Annotated in this window: 16 protein-coding genes; 7 read left to right on the top strand and 9 right to left on the bottom strand. The window is 41.8% G+C overall.

Features of this window, described 5'->3' with window-relative positions:
• Positions 1–2: 2 nt before the first annotated feature.
• Positions 3–275 (top strand): DUF6520 family protein, encoded by a 273-nt coding sequence (locus MVI27_RS10125; RefSeq protein ID WP_246961485.1) that lies wholly within the window; start codon positions 3–5, stop codon positions 273–275.
• Between the two features lie 33 nt (positions 276–308).
• On the opposite strand, the gene MVI27_RS10120 is transcribed toward MVI27_RS10125, so the two are convergent.
• From MVI27_RS10120 to MVI27_RS10110, 3 genes are read right to left on the bottom strand one after another with little or no spacing between them, the layout of a single operon-like run.
• Positions 309–2774, bottom strand: coding sequence for an alpha/beta hydrolase family protein (locus MVI27_RS10120; RefSeq protein WP_246961483.1), 2466 nt, complete (start codon positions 2772–2774; stop codon positions 309–311).
• A complete protein-coding gene (locus MVI27_RS10115) occupies positions 2761–4140 on the bottom strand; it encodes a RagB/SusD family nutrient uptake outer membrane protein (protein ID WP_246961482.1) in 1380 nt (459 codons plus the stop codon). Before MVI27_RS10115 ends, MVI27_RS10120 begins: the two co-directional genes overlap by 14 nt.
• An 11-nt stretch (positions 4141–4151) precedes the next feature.
• Entirely contained in the window at positions 4152–7163 is a 3012-nt protein-coding gene (locus MVI27_RS10110; RefSeq protein WP_246961481.1) for a SusC/RagA family TonB-linked outer membrane protein, read from the bottom strand.
• Positions 7164–8443: 1280 nt separating this feature from the next.
• On the opposite strand from MVI27_RS10110, the gene MVI27_RS10105 reads away from it, so the two are divergent.
• The 6 genes from MVI27_RS10105 to MVI27_RS10080 all read left to right on the top strand — a co-directional run bounded on the left by MVI27_RS10105 (position 8444) and on the right by MVI27_RS10080 (position 12635).
• A complete protein-coding gene (locus tag MVI27_RS10105) occupies positions 8444–8752 on the top strand; it encodes a helix-turn-helix domain-containing protein (RefSeq protein WP_246961480.1) in 309 nt (102 codons plus the stop codon).
• 86 nt (positions 8753–8838) lie between these two features.
• Positions 8839–9165, top strand: a complete 327-nt coding sequence (locus MVI27_RS10100; RefSeq protein ID WP_246961479.1) for a hypothetical protein — start codon at positions 8839–8841, stop codon at positions 9163–9165.
• Complete coding sequence (locus MVI27_RS10095) at positions 9158–10348, top strand: PfkB family carbohydrate kinase (protein ID WP_246961478.1); 1191 nt, start codon at positions 9158–9160, stop codon at positions 10346–10348. The genes MVI27_RS10100 and MVI27_RS10095 overlap by 8 nt, the downstream gene beginning before the upstream one ends.
• Positions 10336–10935 carry a 7-cyano-7-deazaguanine synthase gene (locus MVI27_RS10090; protein ID WP_246961477.1) on the top strand — a complete coding sequence of 200 codons (600 nt, stop codon included), beginning with the start codon at positions 10336–10338 and terminating at the stop codon, positions 10933–10935. The genes MVI27_RS10095 and MVI27_RS10090 overlap by 13 nt, the downstream gene beginning before the upstream one ends.
• Positions 10936–11116: 181 nt before the next feature.
• Positions 11117–11470, top strand: coding sequence for a hypothetical protein (locus MVI27_RS10085; RefSeq protein ID WP_246961476.1), 354 nt, complete (start codon positions 11117–11119; stop codon positions 11468–11470).
• 4 nt (positions 11471–11474) lie between these two features.
• Positions 11475–12635 (top strand): hypothetical protein, encoded by a 1161-nt coding sequence (locus tag MVI27_RS10080; protein WP_246961474.1) that lies wholly within the window; start codon positions 11475–11477, stop codon positions 12633–12635.
• A gap of 210 nt (positions 12636–12845) precedes the next feature.
• Here MVI27_RS10080 and MVI27_RS10075 read toward each other — a convergent pair whose 3' ends face one another.
• From MVI27_RS10075 to MVI27_RS10050, 6 genes are all read right to left on the bottom strand, one after another.
• Positions 12846–13436, bottom strand: a complete 591-nt coding sequence (locus MVI27_RS10075; protein ID WP_246961472.1) for a hypothetical protein — start codon at positions 13434–13436, stop codon at positions 12846–12848.
• A 24-nt stretch (positions 13437–13460) separates the two neighbouring features.
• Positions 13461–13808, bottom strand: coding sequence for a hypothetical protein (locus MVI27_RS10070; RefSeq protein WP_246961470.1), 348 nt, complete (start codon positions 13806–13808; stop codon positions 13461–13463).
• Between the two features lie 175 nt (positions 13809–13983).
• Positions 13984–15018: a type II toxin-antitoxin system antitoxin DNA ADP-ribosyl glycohydrolase DarG gene (gene darG, locus MVI27_RS10065; RefSeq protein WP_246961468.1), complete on the bottom strand. Its 1035-nt coding sequence runs from the start codon at positions 15016–15018 to the stop codon at positions 13984–13986.
• A 3-nt stretch (positions 15019–15021) separates the two neighbouring features.
• Positions 15022–15612, bottom strand: coding sequence for a type II toxin-antitoxin system toxin DNA ADP-ribosyl transferase DarT (gene darT, locus MVI27_RS10060; protein ID WP_246961466.1), 591 nt, complete (start codon positions 15610–15612; stop codon positions 15022–15024).
• 463 nt (positions 15613–16075) lie between these two features.
• Positions 16076–16477, bottom strand: a complete 402-nt coding sequence (locus MVI27_RS10055; RefSeq protein WP_246961464.1) for a hypothetical protein — start codon at positions 16475–16477, stop codon at positions 16076–16078.
• A 75-nt stretch (positions 16478–16552) separates the two neighbouring features.
• Entirely contained in the window at positions 16553–17083 is a 531-nt protein-coding gene (locus MVI27_RS10050) for an SH3 domain-containing protein (protein WP_246961463.1), read from the bottom strand.
• Positions 17084–17425 lie beyond the last annotated feature (342 nt).

Here is a 17425-nt window from a genome sequence, read left to right as displayed (position 1 = left end):
TTATGAAAAATTTTAAAAAAATCCTGTTACCTGCGCTGATCGCGTTAGCAGGAGCCGGCAGTGCGTATGCAACGCATCCGGCAGAGAATGAGGGGAAAGCATTACGTCCGGGCTATGCATTTCAGAACAATCACACTCCGAAATGTATCCCGTCCGGCAAAATGTGCGACACAGACGGCATTATCGTCTGTACTGCGGTCGTAGGTGGTGTGAGCCAGCAGCTATACGACCTTAATGGAACTTCATGCGCAGTTAAGCTGTTTGAAAGACCCTAATTTAAAAAGGAGGATGCCACAAGGGCATCCTCTTTACTTATTCATATCACTTATCCAGTCTCTCGTGTACCCTTTCAAATGATGATCAAACCACTGTGCTATCCGATTAAAAAGATCTGCACGGTTTTTTATGTCTAAAAAACTATGTTCTTCGTCTTTATAAAACAAAGCAATCACTTCTTTATGATTACGCCGCAAAGCAAGATAAAATTCCATGGTTTGGTTCCAATCAATATTCTGATCCAGCATGCCGGTCCAGAGCAAAATCGGTTTGTTTACTTTTTCAGCATGATACACCGGACTGTTGGAAATATACAACTCTTTATTATCAGCAAAAGAAGTGAACATGCGGTACTGCCGATCTTCAAACTGCCAAAAGAAAGGACTGAGGAAGTTATAGTTGAAAGAGTGATAAGACCTGACCAGGTCACTGTTTCCGGCACCGGCGACAAAGGCTGCAAAGCGAGGACTTTGTGTGGCGATGAAATTGGTTTCGTAACCACCGTGAGAGTGGCCAATCAGTCCTACTTTCGTGAGGTCGACAGAGGGTTTATTTTTGAGGGCATCCATGGCGGACTCCACGCAGTCGAGTGCGGACCATCCTGTGCCACGACTGTCGTAGACAATGTCGGGCAAGTATACAAAATATCCCTCATCCAGATAAGACCTGATATTAAATCCCTCAACGACCCCGGCAAAGCCATCGCGTAAATAATGGTTTGCTTTGAATCGTAGTTTCTCATATATTCCGACAATCATCGGGTATTTCTGAGAGGCTTGGTGGTGAAGCGGATAATACAATAAACCGGTCAGTGGGACACTCTTCGAATTGGTATAGGAAATCCTCTGCATACGATAATGCGAAATGTCTTTATCGTCTTTATTTGTCTGAAACACTTTGCGCGTGTTTCCTTGCTGGTGAATATACAATTCAGGCGGACGGTTGTAGTCCGCAACCGTATAGAAGTACGTCTTGTTTTTCAGATCTGCGCTTACAGGCGAAAACTGCTCTAAGCCCACGCTGGTCAGCACGCTAAACGCGTTCTGCTGGTAGGTACCCAACGCCTGTTGCGTGGTTTCCGGATGCTGAATCCTCAAGATCAAAGGAAGATCCTGATCGTAGGAAGTCCACGACATAAATTTTTGGAGAGGTATCGTTATTCGGTTCCCACCCAAAGCCTCGGCGACAAAACCAGCGGGAAGTTTCGTGGCATGCAGTCTACCTGTTCTAAGATCATAAGCACTAATATTTCCAGTGCCAAAAAAGAGGATTTGTTTACCATTGTCAGAAAAGTACGGTACTGTTTCCCGCTCATACTGTATTACTCTACGCGTGCCCGAGTTGATATCAAAAAGCACCCAATTGGCGGTGTCATGTGACAGCAGATACTTCCCATCTAAGCTCGAATAAGCAATTAATCCAGCCACACCCAAATTTTTGTATGTGGCGGTCTTTGTATCATACCTGAACACCGGCTGCTGTATGTAGTCACGTGTATAGTCGCGATTTTGATGTGGATTTAAGGCCAAAAGATAACGGCTGTTTCCGATCGCGGTATGATAGGCGAAACTAGCATGATCCAGCAAAGTTGAATGACCGGAGTCAGACTTAAATATAAGACTTACCAGTTTTTCGGCCGGAAGTATTTTCTTTTCCAGTTGCCGATCGTTAGGATACCATATATCCACGGTGGAACCTAGATCTGGCTGTTCATCAGGAACGGAAAGGGTCAAAAGAATTTTATCCGAACCCACGGCCGAAGCCGCGGCTAAATTAGACGTTCGTGGTATTTCCTTTATACTAACAGGAGTCGGATCTCCTGATTTTCCCACGTAAAACAGCGCCAGTTCTTTATTCTCTTCTTGTAGCTGTATGATCAACTCTTTTTGCGTAGCGTAGAACACCTGAAAATTGGGTCTATCAGCTGAAAATAGACGGACGACCTTACCAGGCATCCATTCCATTAAATGGTAGTTATTGTTTTCTTTAACGGTATACAGAATACGCTGTGCCTGTTCTTCTACGGTTATTACCTCTTCGATGGCGGACAAAAGTTTTCCATGCGAATCATAGATTTCAAGGGTGTTATTTCGTAGGATACATATCCGTTGATGTCGGACCGAATAAAATGCCTTCTTTGCATTCTCCCACTTTTTCACAGTAAGGGTCGGAATATGCAAAAGATTTGCAACTGAACCCGTGTTCACATATAAAAATTCATCAGGGAGAAAATGTAGACTGTCGGGATTAGTGCCCCCCATCTGATATAAAATTTGTTCCGGCCAGGCAACAGAAAGCAAGACTAAGGTATCTGATCTGTACTCATGGTTTTTTTGGAAAGTCAGATATTTATTATCATGAGAAACCTTCACATCTACCGGCAAATATCTGGTAGCGGGATATTTTTTTATTTTTTGTGCGGAAACTTGCTCCGCGCAAATTATAAACATCAAGAGCAGGGCGATTAAGCGGAATACTATAATTTTAATACCCATCATTTTGCGGATTAAGATTATTATTAAGCATGAGATCGGAAAAAGGAAGCGGCCACCTGCGGTGAAAAGTTTTCCAACCAGGTTTAGTGGAAGATAAAACGTCCAAACGTCCCAATCTTTTCAGGGTAGTGAACCTGATGCCGCGTTCGGTAAAGAATTCATGCCTGTATTCCTGAAGCAGATCATCAAGCATCTGTTGTTTTGACCCAGCCGCTTGGAAAGGTTCCAAGCCGGCTTTCCGGCGCACAGCATTAAGATAGGGCAAAGCCTCGTTTTTCTTATCCTGCTGTATCATCGCTTCCGCGAGCATCAGATATGCCTCAGACAAGCGGTACAGAATCGAATACTCTTCGGTATTGCTTTCCACATTTTTGTACTTAACAGCACGATAGTACTGCTTGCCATTGACGGCGAGCGGCAAGATCCATCTTTCCTTTCGCAGGTCTCCGGGCGCGAAAGAATCGACTAAGGCATCAGACAACGTGAAAGACGACGGCAGCGTGCTTTGGAAATAATAAAGAAGGGCTTCCTGTGTTGGTTCGCCAAAATAGAGTGGTTTGAGTTGCCACAGGATATGAGTACCTTCTTTTTGAAAAGTGTCTTCCAGATTGGTTTCCATTTCATACAAAGGGCTGGCAATGATATCGCGGAGCACCCCTTCTGCTGTGGCAGGATCACCAGCAGTCAACAGAACAGTTGCGTGTATCATTTGCGCTACTTTACGGTTGGGATAAATGCGTTCATAGCTGCGGTACTCATCCGACAACAGTTCGGCGGCATCTGCGGCATCCTGCCGGAGATAGCTGAGTATTTCTGTTTCAGATTGTTTTTTTAACTGCTGATTTATCTGGTAATCGGTAGTGGTGGTATAGGGAATATCACCAAAGATCTGCAGGAGCTGCAAGTAGAGGAGGGTTCGCACCAACAGCGCTTCTCCTTTTATTCTACGCTGGTCATCGGAAGGAATTGTACTGCTGTTTTTAATTCCATGGATAATAGCATTAGCCATGTATATATGGCTCCAAGCGTTGCCCCATACCATTTTTACAGTAAGGTTAGAACTGCCCTGTACGTTATTGTAAAGATCATATGTTGCATTCTGCATTGAGCTGCTGTAGCTGATCAGTTCATCTGTATATGTACCGAGCACAGCACCACTTCCGAGACTTCCACCGCTGATAAAACCGCCAGACTGAAGTTCGCTATAGAGGTGGCTGAGTGCCGCATCAGCGGTGGAAACAGATTCAAAAACCTGCTGGGTATTCAGCTGCTCAACCGGGCCGTCCACGACCAGCATTTTTTCGCAGGAAACTGCTGAAAACAGCAGTAAGCAGGCAGTTGCGTTTGTAAAATATGTAGTAAATTTCATGAGGTAGAGTATTAAAAGGTAAGTTGCATCCCCAGAGAAAGGGTCTTTAATGGCGGTAAATATCCGCTGGTCACTGATTCAGGATCCAAGCCGAAATAGCGGGTCCAAGTCCACAGGTTTTGTCCCTGCATATAGAGACTGGCGCTGTGTACTCCTGATATTAAGTGCGGCAGCTGGTAATTGAGCTGTACATTCTTCAATCGGAGAAAGGAAGCATCACTGACAGCAGCCGTACTGTTACGGTAATGGTCTGTCAGAGCATTAGTCAGAGCATTGGTCCCCGGTGTGTAAGGCATAAATAAGCCGGCCGGATTTTCTGGTGACCATACATTAAGGAATTCGACGGGCATGTTGGCCATAGCTCCGGGAACGCCCATTGTTCTTATATAGTTCCAGCCTTGTTGCCTGACAAAATGCACAAGGAACGAAAAAGAGAAACTTTTATATTGCAAGGTGTTCTGAAAGCCACCAAAGAGACTTGGCCCCAAATCCAAGAAGGCCGCTGCATCATCGGACAACGTTATTTTTCCATCCGCATTTAGGTCTGTAAACTGATAATGTCCGGTCTGCTGATCTATTCCTTCATAATTTAGTAGTCGTACCCCATAAATCGATTTGCCAATGACATAGCGGTTGGCAAAGGTAGATGTTTCCAAACCCGGAAATGCCAACAGCTTGTTGTCCGGAAGCGTTAAGTTAAGAGAGGCTTTCCAGTTCCAATCTTTTGTGCGAAGCGGATGCAATTGCAATTCCAGTTCCAGACCGCTGTTCTGAACGGTGGCGGGAGAATTAGCCAAGACAGATGCAAACCCTGTAGTTGCCGGAAGCGGAAAACCAATGAGCTGATCGGTGGACCTGTTCTGGTACCAGGCAGCAGTCAGACTTGCTTTTTCTTTCCAGAATGAAAGTTCTAATGCAAGCTCAAGTTTATTCGTTTTTTCCCAGGAGAAATCGGGATTATACAATCTTGAGGGGTATAAGCCTGTCTGGTCATTGTACTGATAATACCCTAAGGTGTATGTATCTGTAAACTGATGGTCGCCAATAGCATCGCTACCTGTCCGACCGTAGCTCCCACGTATTTTTGCGTAAGGCAGCCAGGATGTTTTTTTTAAAAAGGGTTCTTCAGAAATGAGCCAGGCAGCACCTACAGCGCCAAATGAAGCAAAACGCTTATTAGGGCCAAACCGGCTGGAGCCGTCGCGGCGTGCTGTCAGATTCAGTATATAACGGTTTCGCAACTGATAATTAATTCTACTAAAGATGGCTGCGTATTTATATTGCGTTTCTTTAGTAGGTCGGAGCATTACATAATTTGCGGCTGCAATATTATAAAGCAGTGCATTGCTGGCAAAGCCAAAGCCATTCATAGCAGACGACTCTGAGAATGCCTGTTGGTAGGTTAATCCCGCGACTGCATTCCAAGTGCCGATTTTTGTTTTCTTATGCCATTCCAGCTGGGGCTCCAGCAGATAGGAAAAGGCAGAAGCATTTCCCCGGGAAGAAGAAGAAAAATCTGCACTGGATCCCATACCTGAACCGGGGCTGTAAACAGTACTTGGTGTAACAGTCCATTCGTCTAAATCGCGGAAGGTGAGACCTGCATTAAGTTTTAAGCTTAGCGATGATACCGGCTTATAGTCGATATTAATATTCTGATTGAGCAAACGTGTTTTATTTTGGTAGCGTGCATTCAGTGCGGCTAAAGGGTTGTCAAATGTGTCCTGTTCCCAGTTCAGATTGCCGTCGGCATCATACAAAAGAGGTGCATTAGGTGCCAAGGTCAACGCCCGGCCTGTAAAATCCGTTTCCAGTCCGTCGTGAGAAGTTAAACTAAAAATATTGGAAAAGCCCAGGCGAAAGCGGTTGTCCGGTGACTGATGACTAAAATTGCCTGTGAATGAATTTGCCTGGTAGCGGTAGTCACCCGGGAAGACAGAAGTATGATTGTTATGTGAAGCACTGACAGAGAAGCTGTTTTTGTCGCTACCTCCTGACACTGCCGCCTGCAGCCCTGTATTTTCCGCCGTCCCGCCGATCAGTTCTTTCTGCCAGTCTACGGAGCGAGCCTGATCCCAGCCGCCGTTGATGTCATAGGCATTGGCAGGATAAGCTGTCTGGCCCACATTTTCATAAGCCTGCGTACGCATTTTAAGATACTGCTCTGTATTCATTAGTTGTAACCGACTTGCTACTTTGCTGAGACTATAGCTTGAGTTGACCGTCACCCGCACAGGTGACGGCTTTCCTTTTTTTGTTGTGATCAGGACGACACCGTTCCCGCCACGGCTGCCATAAATCGCGGTCGCATCTGCATCTTTGAGGATTTCGATGCTTTCGATATCATTGGGATGAATGCTGTTGAGCGGACTGATGCTTTTCAGAGGAAGCAGTCCCGCACTGTTAAAAGAAGGGACATCACCGGAAATTGGTACCCCATCAATGATAAAGAGTGGTTGATTCCCATCCGTCAGGCTGTTGAGGGCATTGCGCAGACTATTACGCCCGCGAATCTGGATGTCATAGCCGCCGCCGGGGGTACCGCTGTTTTGGGTAATGCTAACACCGGCCATCCGGCCCTGTACGGCGGAGAGGACGTTGGTGACGGGTTGGTTTTCGATGTCTTTGGCGGAGACTTTGGCGATGCTGCCGGTGCTTTCGCGGCCGCGGACTTTATAGTAGCCGGCATTGAGAACGACTTCTTCGATGGAGGTTTCTTTTTCATCGAGCGCCAGGTTGATGACCGTGCGCCCGTCGATTTCTTCGCGCCGTTCGCCGAAGCGGGGATGGCGGAAGAGGAGGGTGGTGGTTTCGACAGGGAGCTGCAGCCGCCAGGTGCCATCAGAGGCGGTGGTGGTGAGCTGGGAGCTGTTATCGGCGGCAACGGTGACGCCGGCGAGGGGTTTGCCGGCATAGGTGACGGTGCCGGAAACGGTGTGGTTTTGCGCCTGCACATGGGAGATGAGGACGCTGAGCATCAGGGTACCGAGGGTGCCGCTGAAGCAACTATGGTTTTTTTTCATAGTTTTGTGTAAGTTTTTAATTAGTTATTGATTAATTACACGGCTCTTTCTCCTGTGTCGCTAAACTTGTGGAGAAAGGGCTTTTTTTTGGCTGTACTATGTATTATGTACAATGTATAATGATAGGCGGAGGTTGTAAGCTGTACGCCTTAAGTGGGGTTGGGTTTTAGGTTTTCATAGTGTTCGGTTTTGTTGGTGGTTTTGTGATTCTGTATCATGATAGGCTGGTGGTTATCTGCTCTACGCTAAATGCTGTACGCTATAGGCATCGGGTAGGTTTGAGTTTTTAGGATCATTTGGTGGTTCTGTATAATGTACAAAGTATAATGATAGGCGGGAAGGAATGAGTTTGTTATCTTCCAGTCTGTTATCTGATCTCTTTTCTCTTTCTTCTTTCTTCTTTCTTCTTTGTTCTTTGTTCTTTCTTCTCCCACTCCCTACTCCTCCGAACTCCTTACTCCCTACTTCTTACTCGATCTGCCTGGGGAAAGCCGTTGGTGATTATGAAGAAAGTGCGGCTTTCCCGTGGTGGGCGGATCTTTTTACTAGATATTAGATATTAGAGGGTTAGAAATTAGAGGGTTGGAGGTTGTTTAGTTGTTTATCTGTTTATTTGTTATTAGGTGCAGGGTGCGCTGCTGTTCAGATGAGCTCTGCCGCTCAGGGGGTTGCTTCGTCGCACTTCGTGCTCCTCGCAATGACGGTGGTACGCTGGTGCTCGCGGGAGTGCTGCCGTTGTTGGGCGGTGATATGTTTGTTGTTTTATCAGGCCGTTGCTTTTTTGTTTACCGGTGGGTGGCTGCCCTTCGGATCCGCTCAGGGGCCGCCTTTTGGCTGCTCTGTGGGACCGCCTTCTGGTGGGCAGCCGCTACCGGCTGTTAAACAGTGAAATGAAAAATGAATGTTTCCCAAAGGCATTGCTGCCCCGGCGGGGTGAGCGCCGTTACCGTCGTGCGATCTTTGTGCTTATAATTGGGAAACTGCCCGAAATAAAAACGGCGTGGAAACCCACTCGCACAATCTGCATCAGAGGCATCGCCAAACGCCAGCAACAGAAGTTATAAGTGGGCCCACGCCAAAGTCGTGAGCCTTTTACTTATTTTCTCGTTGCATTCGGTAGAAAGTTGGCGATTTCCTGATGCGAGAATCTAAGCAATAGCTTGAATCAAGTATTGCAATATTACATCATCAGATGTAACTCTGAAACAAATATAGGAATAATTTATCAACTACACATATATGTGTTGATGAATTTTGAATAAAATTTCAATTTTTATTGAATGTATAAATGGAATCCAATTGATGTACTGAAACAGATGGGTATTATTATCCACGTAAACCGATTACGCAAAAAGATTTCTCAACAAGATCTTGCCAACGAAATAGAACTTTCTATAAATCACATCGGTAGAATTGAAAAAGGGGAAGCCAACCTCACTACCGCCAACGTAATAAAGATCTGTAATTTTTTAGAAATAAATCCTATGTTATTATTTGAAAAACTTAGCTCAGTTGAACTAAAGAATCTCCAAGATGAGATTATAACCCTCAAGAAAGAATTCAAGATAAGAAGAAAAAATTATGAATAGAGATATATCATTTTTATTCTGACAGCATATGCAATAAAACTGCTGAACTGAACATTGAGTCATCACAATTTAATTATATAAATAATATGAGTGGATCTGGTGGGGGTAGCTATGTAGCGCCACAACGAAACAAATTTGATTGCGACAAAACTACATTGACAACGACTGTTTCTTCAATTGATATTATGGTTCTCAAAAAGCATCAAGTAAGAGACGTTTTAGAGGTGATGCTTTCCAGTAGTGAAACCCTGATTTTGGAAGATCGGAATGGTGAAATCCTAGGAACCATTCTTCATTTGAATACCGTAGATATTATTGAGTGTATTAAAAATGGCACGTCTTATACTGCTGAAATAAAATCCATAAATTCACCAGCTTGTATTGTATACATACAAAAAAAACAAAATGATTAATGTATTAGGAGGAACGTATCTAGAAATAGATTACGACGATATTTCAACTGAACTATATGGGTCCGGATTTCGTGCAACGAAGTTCTTACTAGAGAACAACTGTCCTACAAAATACTCAACTGTAGGAAATAGTCAAACCGTTACATACCTTAACGAAAATAAAAAAGCTTATAAAAATTTCTCATTTTATTGTAAGGAGCATCATGAGCTGATAGTATTCAAATACTGTTTTTCATTAGATGAACCAGAAATAATTCCAAGTTTACAGTGTATTTCAAGATTGAGAACTCTGAATGTAAGCTCAGATAATATTATAGTCTTTGGATTGTTGGAAGCAGCTCTTTCCATACAGGGACAAAAAGTTGTATATGACCCTCAAACCGCAGAAAGACCTGAAAAGTTTAGTGAGTTTGGGAAAGCAGAAGAACTGATTTATGTAGTAAATAAAAAGGAAGCCCAATCGATCGCCGGTACAGATAATATTGACGAAATTATAAAATATTTTTTCCAGGTAGAACTTGTAACAGCTTTCATTATAAAGAATGGACCGTACGGTGCCAGCTTATACTTAGAAGACAAAATAGTTAACATTCCATCATACATTACATATAATGTAAATAAGATCGGATCAGGTGATGTTTTCACAGGAAGTTTTGGTTATTACTGGATGGAGAGAAAGCTTTCAATTGAAGACGCGGCTCTATACGCATCGAGATCAACTGCCATATATTGCGATCTGAAAGCCTACGTTGATACCTCAATATTAGAAAACTTCAAATATCGTGAATACAAGCATGAGGTGCTCGAAAAAATGCAGGTATACATAGCATCACCATTTTTTTCTTTATCTGACTTGATTTTAATAGAAAAGGTTCGATCCGCCTTTTTGTCATTTGGAATAAATGTATTTTCGCCGTTTCATGACATAGGAATTGGTGATCATGCAAATATTGCTAAAAAAGATCTCGAAGCGATAGAAAACTCTGACATAATATTTCTTGTTTTAGACAATTTAGATTCAGGAACTTTAATTGAAGCAGGATATTCTATGGCGAAGGGTAAAAAGATGGTAGCATATCACCGCACCTGTACTGATGATAAACTTCTAATGTTAAAGCCGGCAAATGTGGATATTTTTAAGCACTTAACAACAGCTATATATCATACTATATGGAAGCTGTAAAAAGAGCGTTATTATTATCAGGAGGTGTAGACTCAATTTGTCTCGCTTATAAATTGAGACCTAACTTGGCCTATACGATTGATTACGGCCAAACTGTAGCAGAGAGAGAGATTTATGTTTCGAAGTTTGTCTGCGAGAAGTTAGGGATTAACCATAAAGTTATTAAAGTAGATTGTAGACATCTGGGATCAGGCACATTAGCAAATTCTGAAAATATAGATATTGGCCCATCTGAGGAATGGTGGCCATTTAGAAATCAATTGTTGATCACATTAGCTTCGATGCAAGGAATAAAAGACGGAATTACAGAACTTTACTTAGCGTCGGTTAAATCTGATCAATTCCATACTGATGGAACAAAAGAATTTTACAAATTGATTAATAATTTGACATCTTTTCAAGAAGGGAAAATTAAGATAAAGTGTCCAACATTGGATTATTACAGTCATGAGTTAGTTCAGAAGTATAATGTTCCTCTTGAACTCATCAGTATCGCTCATTCATGCCATATTTCCAACTATGCATGTGGAACTTGTTCAGGATGTATGAAACAGCTTAAAATTAGGTATGAGATTATGTTGGAATAAAAAAGCTAAGCGTCCTATGCTCTATGATTATGCAAAACAATTCAAAAAGGGACTATAATATGGCTAGTAAAGATATTTTACTTTGCTAACTTAATAGATCGCATCAAGACCTTTTGGAAGGAATGGTTTCCAAGTGTCGGCGTTAAAGAGCGTATGTTTATAAGGCACTGAAATAACACAATTGGCACAGGATTCAATATTTTATCTGCAGGGACTTTTTAGGACAGCTGTTAAAATAATCAAAAATTTATACTGTGCAATGGTTGTGGATAAGTTTTTGTTCTTACATTTGCTTAACAGAAAAAATACAGCTATGGTTATTTTATCAAATGTGTTTTATCTTATCAATTCCTTTTTTACTACGCTTGTTACTGCTGCGGAGGACAGATCGATTAATAACTTTCGGGAAGATTTTAAAAATCCAAACGACAGACAGCTAATTAATTCTGCAGTTGAAGAGTTAAGAAAGAAAAAAGGTGAAAAAAGCAAAACTGTTCATCTATCCGATAGAAAAATTACTATCGTAGTAAAATAGTGCAATGGGAGATCTTAATATTGCCTTAAACACTATTCTTTATGTAATGATATTTATATTTCCGGGCTTTCTGTTCCGGAAATTTTTATTTAGGAAAGAATATTCTAAAGAGTTTGAGAGAGGCAATCTTTTCGAGAGAACCGTATTAACCGTATTGGCAAGTGTACTGATGCTGGCCCTTTCCGGATTAATTTTTTGGTCGCTTGAAAATGTCTTTAGCTTACGGCTATTGGAAAATCTGACCTACAACAAGATCTCACAAAATTTCACACAGCTTTCTAATAACAAAATTCCAGACTACGATAAAGAATTATTTGCTGATATCATTCTTCTTACGTCATGTGTTTATCTGATTTCAATTTTTTTTGGGTATCTTTTCTACAGATTTACAAAGACCTCCCTCTTTCGGGTTTTGGGTATTTTCAAATATGAAAATTATTGGGAAGGACTGATAACAGGCCAGTATAGCAGCAATACCGACGATACACTTACTTATTCTTATACTGTGGCAGACGTTCTCATCGATGGTGGAGAAAATACTATCTTATATTCTGGAAAAGTAGATGGCTATTTCACATCTTCCGAAAATTTTATGCTGCAGACCATTGTTCTATCGGATGTTAAAAAATATGTACGAAGTAAGACTTCTGATGAAACTATAGTCAGGGATATTCCCGGGGATAATATGGTGCTCGAAAGAGATCGAATTCTTAACCTGAATCTCTCCTACATATATAAGAAAAAAGAAAGCACAGTTCGAGCTAAAAGCTTTTCCGTAATTATTAACACGCTTTCTGTCATTGCAATCGTTTTAACATTCAGTACATTATTTATTGATGAACGCCCCTACCTGTCAACCTGGCTGCGAAAAGTTATTTTTGTCTTCTTTGGTTGGACACTTATAGTGCTGTTAAACGAGCTTTTTAAAAATTTACTATCGGGTCAGTTTTCAAGGGTACGGAAGGAAAATATACTTTTTATAATTGTTGCGTGTTTGCCTTATTTATGGATATTTAATATCTTAAAGTGGTGGATTGTCATAGTACTGATGTTTGGACTTATGGTGCTCTTTAGTTTAATTTTTGCAGAATACAAAACTTCCCAACAGCAAAGCCATGGCACCGAAGACAGTGAAACGAAAGATGAGCAATTAATTGATGAATGACAAAACTGCTGAAGCATCACTCGTACGTCCGGCTGGATGTTTCTTCGGCCAGACACAAAAGATATTTGCAGGTTGGTAAGGATTGCCCATAGAGACTCAGCTAGCCTTAAAAAACAGCTTCTGCATTGCGAGGACACTAAGTAATCTCATCACACATCAGCTTTCAAGTCAAATTCCAGATTTCAAAATACTGTTGTGTCACAGGAGCCGTTATCTGGAAAGAAGATAAAAATAATATTGAGTTCTATACGGATTTTTTACTGATATTGTTTCACACTCTTTAAGTTGTGCTTTTTCGAATCTCTTAAAGTTCTGAATAATATTTGCTTTCCAATCCGTTTTTTTTGAAACGTATCTGGACAAATTCGAAGTTATTCCCCATTGACTGTCAAAATAACTCTTTTCCTGAACATCCCAATCAGATATTATTAAAATAAACAGATCACTTACTCTAACTTCGAAATCCCTGTCAACAACTTTCCAGTAATCTTTCATGTTGTTACAATCCTTGGAAAACTGGTATTTAAATTCGATCTTAAAAGGGCTTTCGATAGTGTCTACATCTACAATTGATAAGTCTATTCTTGTCCCTTTAACTCTTGGATGTTCAGCAAATGCCTTCAGATTAGTGATTCCTGCTGAAAGAAAGCGACTGTTTAATTCCTCAAGGATTAAATTTCTTATTAGTGCTTCCTGTTTTAAATTGGGATAGGAGGTGTTAATTATTTCTAAGCCGTTTTTAAATCTTTCTGAATTTATAATTTCGAAAATCAGTTCTGTATATTTAAGTTCATATCTCATATCTGCCATTTAGCGTAAATGTAATTATCCATTTTTCCAGATGCTTTTTAATAACCACCACGCCAATTTGAAGGGTAAGAACACAATCCAAGAAAGTATATTTAAGATGCTGAAAGATTTTGGACTATTCCTTTTTACAAATTTCCCATAAACATTATAGTCTTCTTTTTTATTAATTCGCTTTATATTTACGGAAATGTTTCGAGGATTAACTTTTACACCCGGATAATGCATTGCCAGAATTGCAAGTTTAACTTCATCTCTTTTTAAGCTTCCTAAATCTTTAGCAGTTTGTTCGTCTACTTCAATAGTTTTATTAATGGGGACCGGACCATTTAATTGCCCCGTACCTCTAAAAGTTGCTTCAACCATGTTTCTTAATTGTATGTTTATACTGTGTGTCTTGTTGAAATTTGCACAAGATGAAGAGTATATTTAAATATGTATTTACAGTATAGAAGTTCAATAATTGGACTCTGACCGAAAGATAAAGTAGAAAGAGTAATATAGGGTATCTCTGCAAGCGGCTTTCAGTATTATCCTGCCATTAATCAAGATGCATCTCCAGACTATCAATTGCGATCTCGACAAATTTCGGATTGGTAAATAAGGTTTTTTTACGGCCGCTCCAGTTTTCCAGTTCCCGTGTAATTGCTTCAGGATTTCGCGTGTTCTTCTCAGAAATGATGTAGTCGATGGTTGACAGCAGTTCCAAGCCAAATGGAGAATAATAGCCAGACAGGAATGCTTTTGTTTTTTCTACTGTTTTTTTGTGAACTGCATTTTCGGGCTTATTTAAAAATGCTTCTACCTCCGCTTCAGTATCAGTAATTAAGCTCAGTTCCTCAAATGGTTTTTTATCTTTGGAACTGTAGCCCATCAGGTAGCTGCCATTCAGATAATATAGTACGTGTTTTACTTTGCCTGAATAGGGCCCGTAAAAATTAGGCTGAAATTCCAGCTTAAAGGTTTCCTTTGCGCCAAAACGCTGTAGGAAATACGCAATTTTTTCGGCTGAAAATTCGGAGACAAACTCGCCGTTTCGAACCAGTTCATATAGAACAGAAAGCAGCATGGCCCGGGCAGGCGTGAGCTTCACTCTCTCTTTTTTCAGCACTTCCTGTATAGCCGCATTTGGTTCATAAATGTAAATGTCACTATCAACTGCTGCCAATTGTTTTTCTAAAATCGGCTTTACCCTGTTCCAATCGAGGCCGCCATTGCCTGCACCCAAAGGCGGAATCGCAATTGATTTAATATTTTTCTCCTCAATTACCTTCACTAATGCAGTGAGGCCTGATTCAATATACTGGTATTCGGAAGGCAGACGCCAAGTGGTTTTTGTCGGAAAATTGATGATGATTTTTTTGCCGGACAGCAAATCTTCTTCTTCAGTTACCAGCAGTTGGCCCACGTTCAGTTCCTTGTTCTTGCATGCTTTGGCATACAATTTAAAGTTGTTGGGAAACCTGTTCTTAAACTGCAAAGCAATTCCTTTACCCATCACCCCAACGGTATTCACGGTATTGACCAATGCTTCTGCTTCGCTGTCCAGCAGGTTTCCTGTTTTGTAGTGTATCATTTCCTAAAAATAATAATTGGGGTCAATGTAAACCTTTGCTTCTTGTGCACCAAAGTTAACAACTTTATCCTTTGCTATTTGATTGTAAGTTACAAAGCCCAAAATAGCTTGCGGTGCAATATCTCCTGCAACTAAAAACTCTGCTTCCTTTCTTCGTTTTTTGTCCAAATCGTATTCATCTTTCCAATATTTGGCCTTAATGGCTGCCTTGTCCAGAATTGTATCTATATCCTGAAGATTGGCTGCGGTGTATTGTGAACTGAAGCGATCCACGGCATGCCCGTCGGTGAACATATAGTTCAAACCCAAGTCAATAATTTTCTGAACAGAAGTTACACAATACACAATGTTTTCAGCTGGTGTGGGTGCTACCATATTGAAGCCGTGTTGTACCACATACAGCATTGGCGTTCTGACCCCAAGATAAAACGGAATGTACGCTCCCAAGCGTCGGCCATTATTTAGTAAAAAGTTATTCCGTGCATTAATTAAAGTGCTGTCGCCTATCGGAACAAAAGCGGGGTTGGCATTTTCTGAGGTTGCATGGGTGATGCCATATTGAAGAATGTGAGGAATGTTCTCAATATGAGTCATTCTGAAAAGAAAGGTTTTACTCAAATCGGGCATCGGCTATGTACAAATTAACAGTTGGGTTTTTATTTCGCGGCCAGCGTTTTGCGGAGGATGACTCTTCCAAATATACATATCTTTTTTTGAGCTTACACCTTACACTTTTGTCGGATATACATTATGCTATAATGAATTATCACTCAGCAGAACTAGCCTTAAGATGTAGCGCTCAAGGTCTATTTGCCAAACTTATATTGCGCCATCCCGGCACCTGCTTTTCTGTATTTCGCCGTGCGGCGTGCCGGCGCCTTCTGACTTCATTTAAAATTATTTTGTTGTCGAACCGTTTTAAACCTGCAAGATATTTAAACGCTTCCTATGTGGTCATAAAAGAAAAAACGCTCATTTAAAGTCAAGGGCCAGATACCCTTTGTAAAAACAAGAGAAATGATTTGCAGTCATGCCCACTGCCTGATTTTCACATTTTTTAATCCTCTGCGATCTTATAATCCGTAAACTCGTAGGTGTCGTCCTGTTGCCCCATGAGTTCGATTGATCTGAAGCGGACATCACCATTGCTCAGGACTTCATAATTATAGACATCGGTCACGTTATCATATTTGTGCAGTTCGTAGTATTTTCCATTGCCGGTCCACCAGGTACCGTTTTCGGTGGTTTGCTGTACCCGGCCATGGTCGATGGCTACGAACAGCAACACACTTTTACCTTTGTCCAGGCGGCAGGAGACCCAATATTTTGAAATGCCGTCCACCTGCTGATTAGCTTCGGAACCCTTGTAACAGCCCATCATTTTGGGGTCGTACTCTTTTTTCTGCGCGAAGCCCATAGTGCCGAGGAAGAGCAGGGAAAAAATAAATAGTTTTTTCATACGTGTTGCGTTAATTTATAATTAATAGTAAGGGTTTCGGGTGTACGAAAGTCTTTTCGGTGATCGAAGTGTGAATCAGCGAACGCCATTCGCAAAGACATAGCCAACGGTGCCGGTTGCAGAAACCTCGACTTTATACCAACCCTGGTGAACCTGCAACAGTATTAGCTCAGACTGCGGCGTTACTTTTTCAAGGACGGGATACTGCGTGCCGGGACCTTTGCGGACGTTGATGATTTCGTTGACAGGGTAGAGGGCCGTACCTATGGTGAGCGGACGGTCTATCGTTTTAGTCCGAGAGGAGGGGGCAGAGGACCGATGCGCTATACTGCGGGAAGAAGTGTAGGCCGCGGCGGATGATCTTTTTCGTGCGGAGGTATTCGTTCCGTAAGAGTAGGCCTGGCGGCCGGAGGAACTTCCCCGGCAAACGCCACAGCTGCCGCCGGCGCCACAATGGCCGCAGCGGGAACAATTGGTACAGGCTGAGCAGGAAGCTGAACCGGTGCAGCGGGCGGTCTCGGCTTTTAGGGCATTTGGTGTAAAGATCGTCAGGTAGGAAGCTACGAGCAGGCCGCTGCCTAAGAGTAAGGATACAAGTGTTTTCATATTTGTGTTGTTTTGTTTTAAGGCTGGCAGCCCGGTGTGCTATTTAGCGTTGCAACCGACTGTTTAGCAGGTGATAAACTTAAGAATTATTTTGAAGCGGCAAATTAAAAGTTTGTTTTTTTTCATATTTCGGGAGAAGTGCCTATGAATAAAGCGACGGGCATGGTTGAAATGCAGATCTGGGAGGGTGGATGCGGACGAGACCGCTGCTGAGGAAGCGATACGGGATGTATTATAAGTATGGCAATTTTTTTGGGTTTTGCCGTAGTTGTATTTTAAAAGAAAGTTAGAAGCGCCATTGATTCGGTGTTTTAGGGGCTGCGTTGTGCTGAAGACAGATAT

The organism is Chryseobacterium salipaludis, from assembly GCF_022968825.1.
Lineage (GTDB): Bacteria > Bacteroidota > Bacteroidia > Flavobacteriales > Weeksellaceae > Kaistella > Kaistella salipaludis.
This window is presented reverse-complemented; position numbering and strand designations above follow the sequence as displayed.

Coding starts and splice junctions, on each gene's coding strand:
- MVI27_RS10090 (WP_246961477.1), top strand. CDS start 10,336: ATGGAAGCTGTAAAAAGAGCGTTATTATTATCAGGAGGTGTAGACTCA.
- MVI27_RS10095 (WP_246961478.1), top strand. CDS start 9,158: ATGATTAATGTATTAGGAGGAACGTATCTAGAAATAGATTACGACGAT.
- MVI27_RS10115 (WP_246961482.1), bottom strand. CDS start 4,140: ATGAAATTTACTACATATTTTACAAACGCAACTGCCTGCTTACTGCTG.
- MVI27_RS10125 (WP_246961485.1), top strand. CDS start 3: ATGAAAAATTTTAAAAAAATCCTGTTACCTGCGCTGATCGCGTTAGCA.
- darT (WP_246961466.1), bottom strand. CDS start 15,612: ATGACTCATATTGAGAACATTCCTCACATTCTTCAATATGGCATCACC.
- MVI27_RS10050 (WP_246961463.1), bottom strand. CDS start 17,083: ATGAAAACACTTGTATCCTTACTCTTAGGCAGCGGCCTGCTCGTAGCT.
- MVI27_RS10075 (WP_246961472.1), bottom strand. CDS start 13,436: ATGAGATATGAACTTAAATATACAGAACTGATTTTCGAAATTATAAAT.
- MVI27_RS10055 (WP_246961464.1), bottom strand. CDS start 16,477: ATGAAAAAACTATTTATTTTTTCCCTGCTCTTCCTCGGCACTATGGGC.
- MVI27_RS10110 (WP_246961481.1), bottom strand. CDS start 7,163: ATGAAAAAAAACCATAGTTGCTTCAGCGGCACCCTCGGTACCCTGATG.
- MVI27_RS10105 (WP_246961480.1), top strand. CDS start 8,444: ATGTATAAATGGAATCCAATTGATGTACTGAAACAGATGGGTATTATT.
- MVI27_RS10100 (WP_246961479.1), top strand. CDS start 8,839: ATGAGTGGATCTGGTGGGGGTAGCTATGTAGCGCCACAACGAAACAAA.
- darG (WP_246961468.1), bottom strand. CDS start 15,018: ATGATACACTACAAAACAGGAAACCTGCTGGACAGCGAAGCAGAAGCA.
- MVI27_RS10080 (WP_246961474.1), top strand. CDS start 11,475: ATGGGAGATCTTAATATTGCCTTAAACACTATTCTTTATGTAATGATA.
- MVI27_RS10070 (WP_246961470.1), bottom strand. CDS start 13,808: ATGGTTGAAGCAACTTTTAGAGGTACGGGGCAATTAAATGGTCCGGTC.
- MVI27_RS10120 (WP_246961483.1), bottom strand. CDS start 2,774: ATGATGGGTATTAAAATTATAGTATTCCGCTTAATCGCCCTGCTCTTG.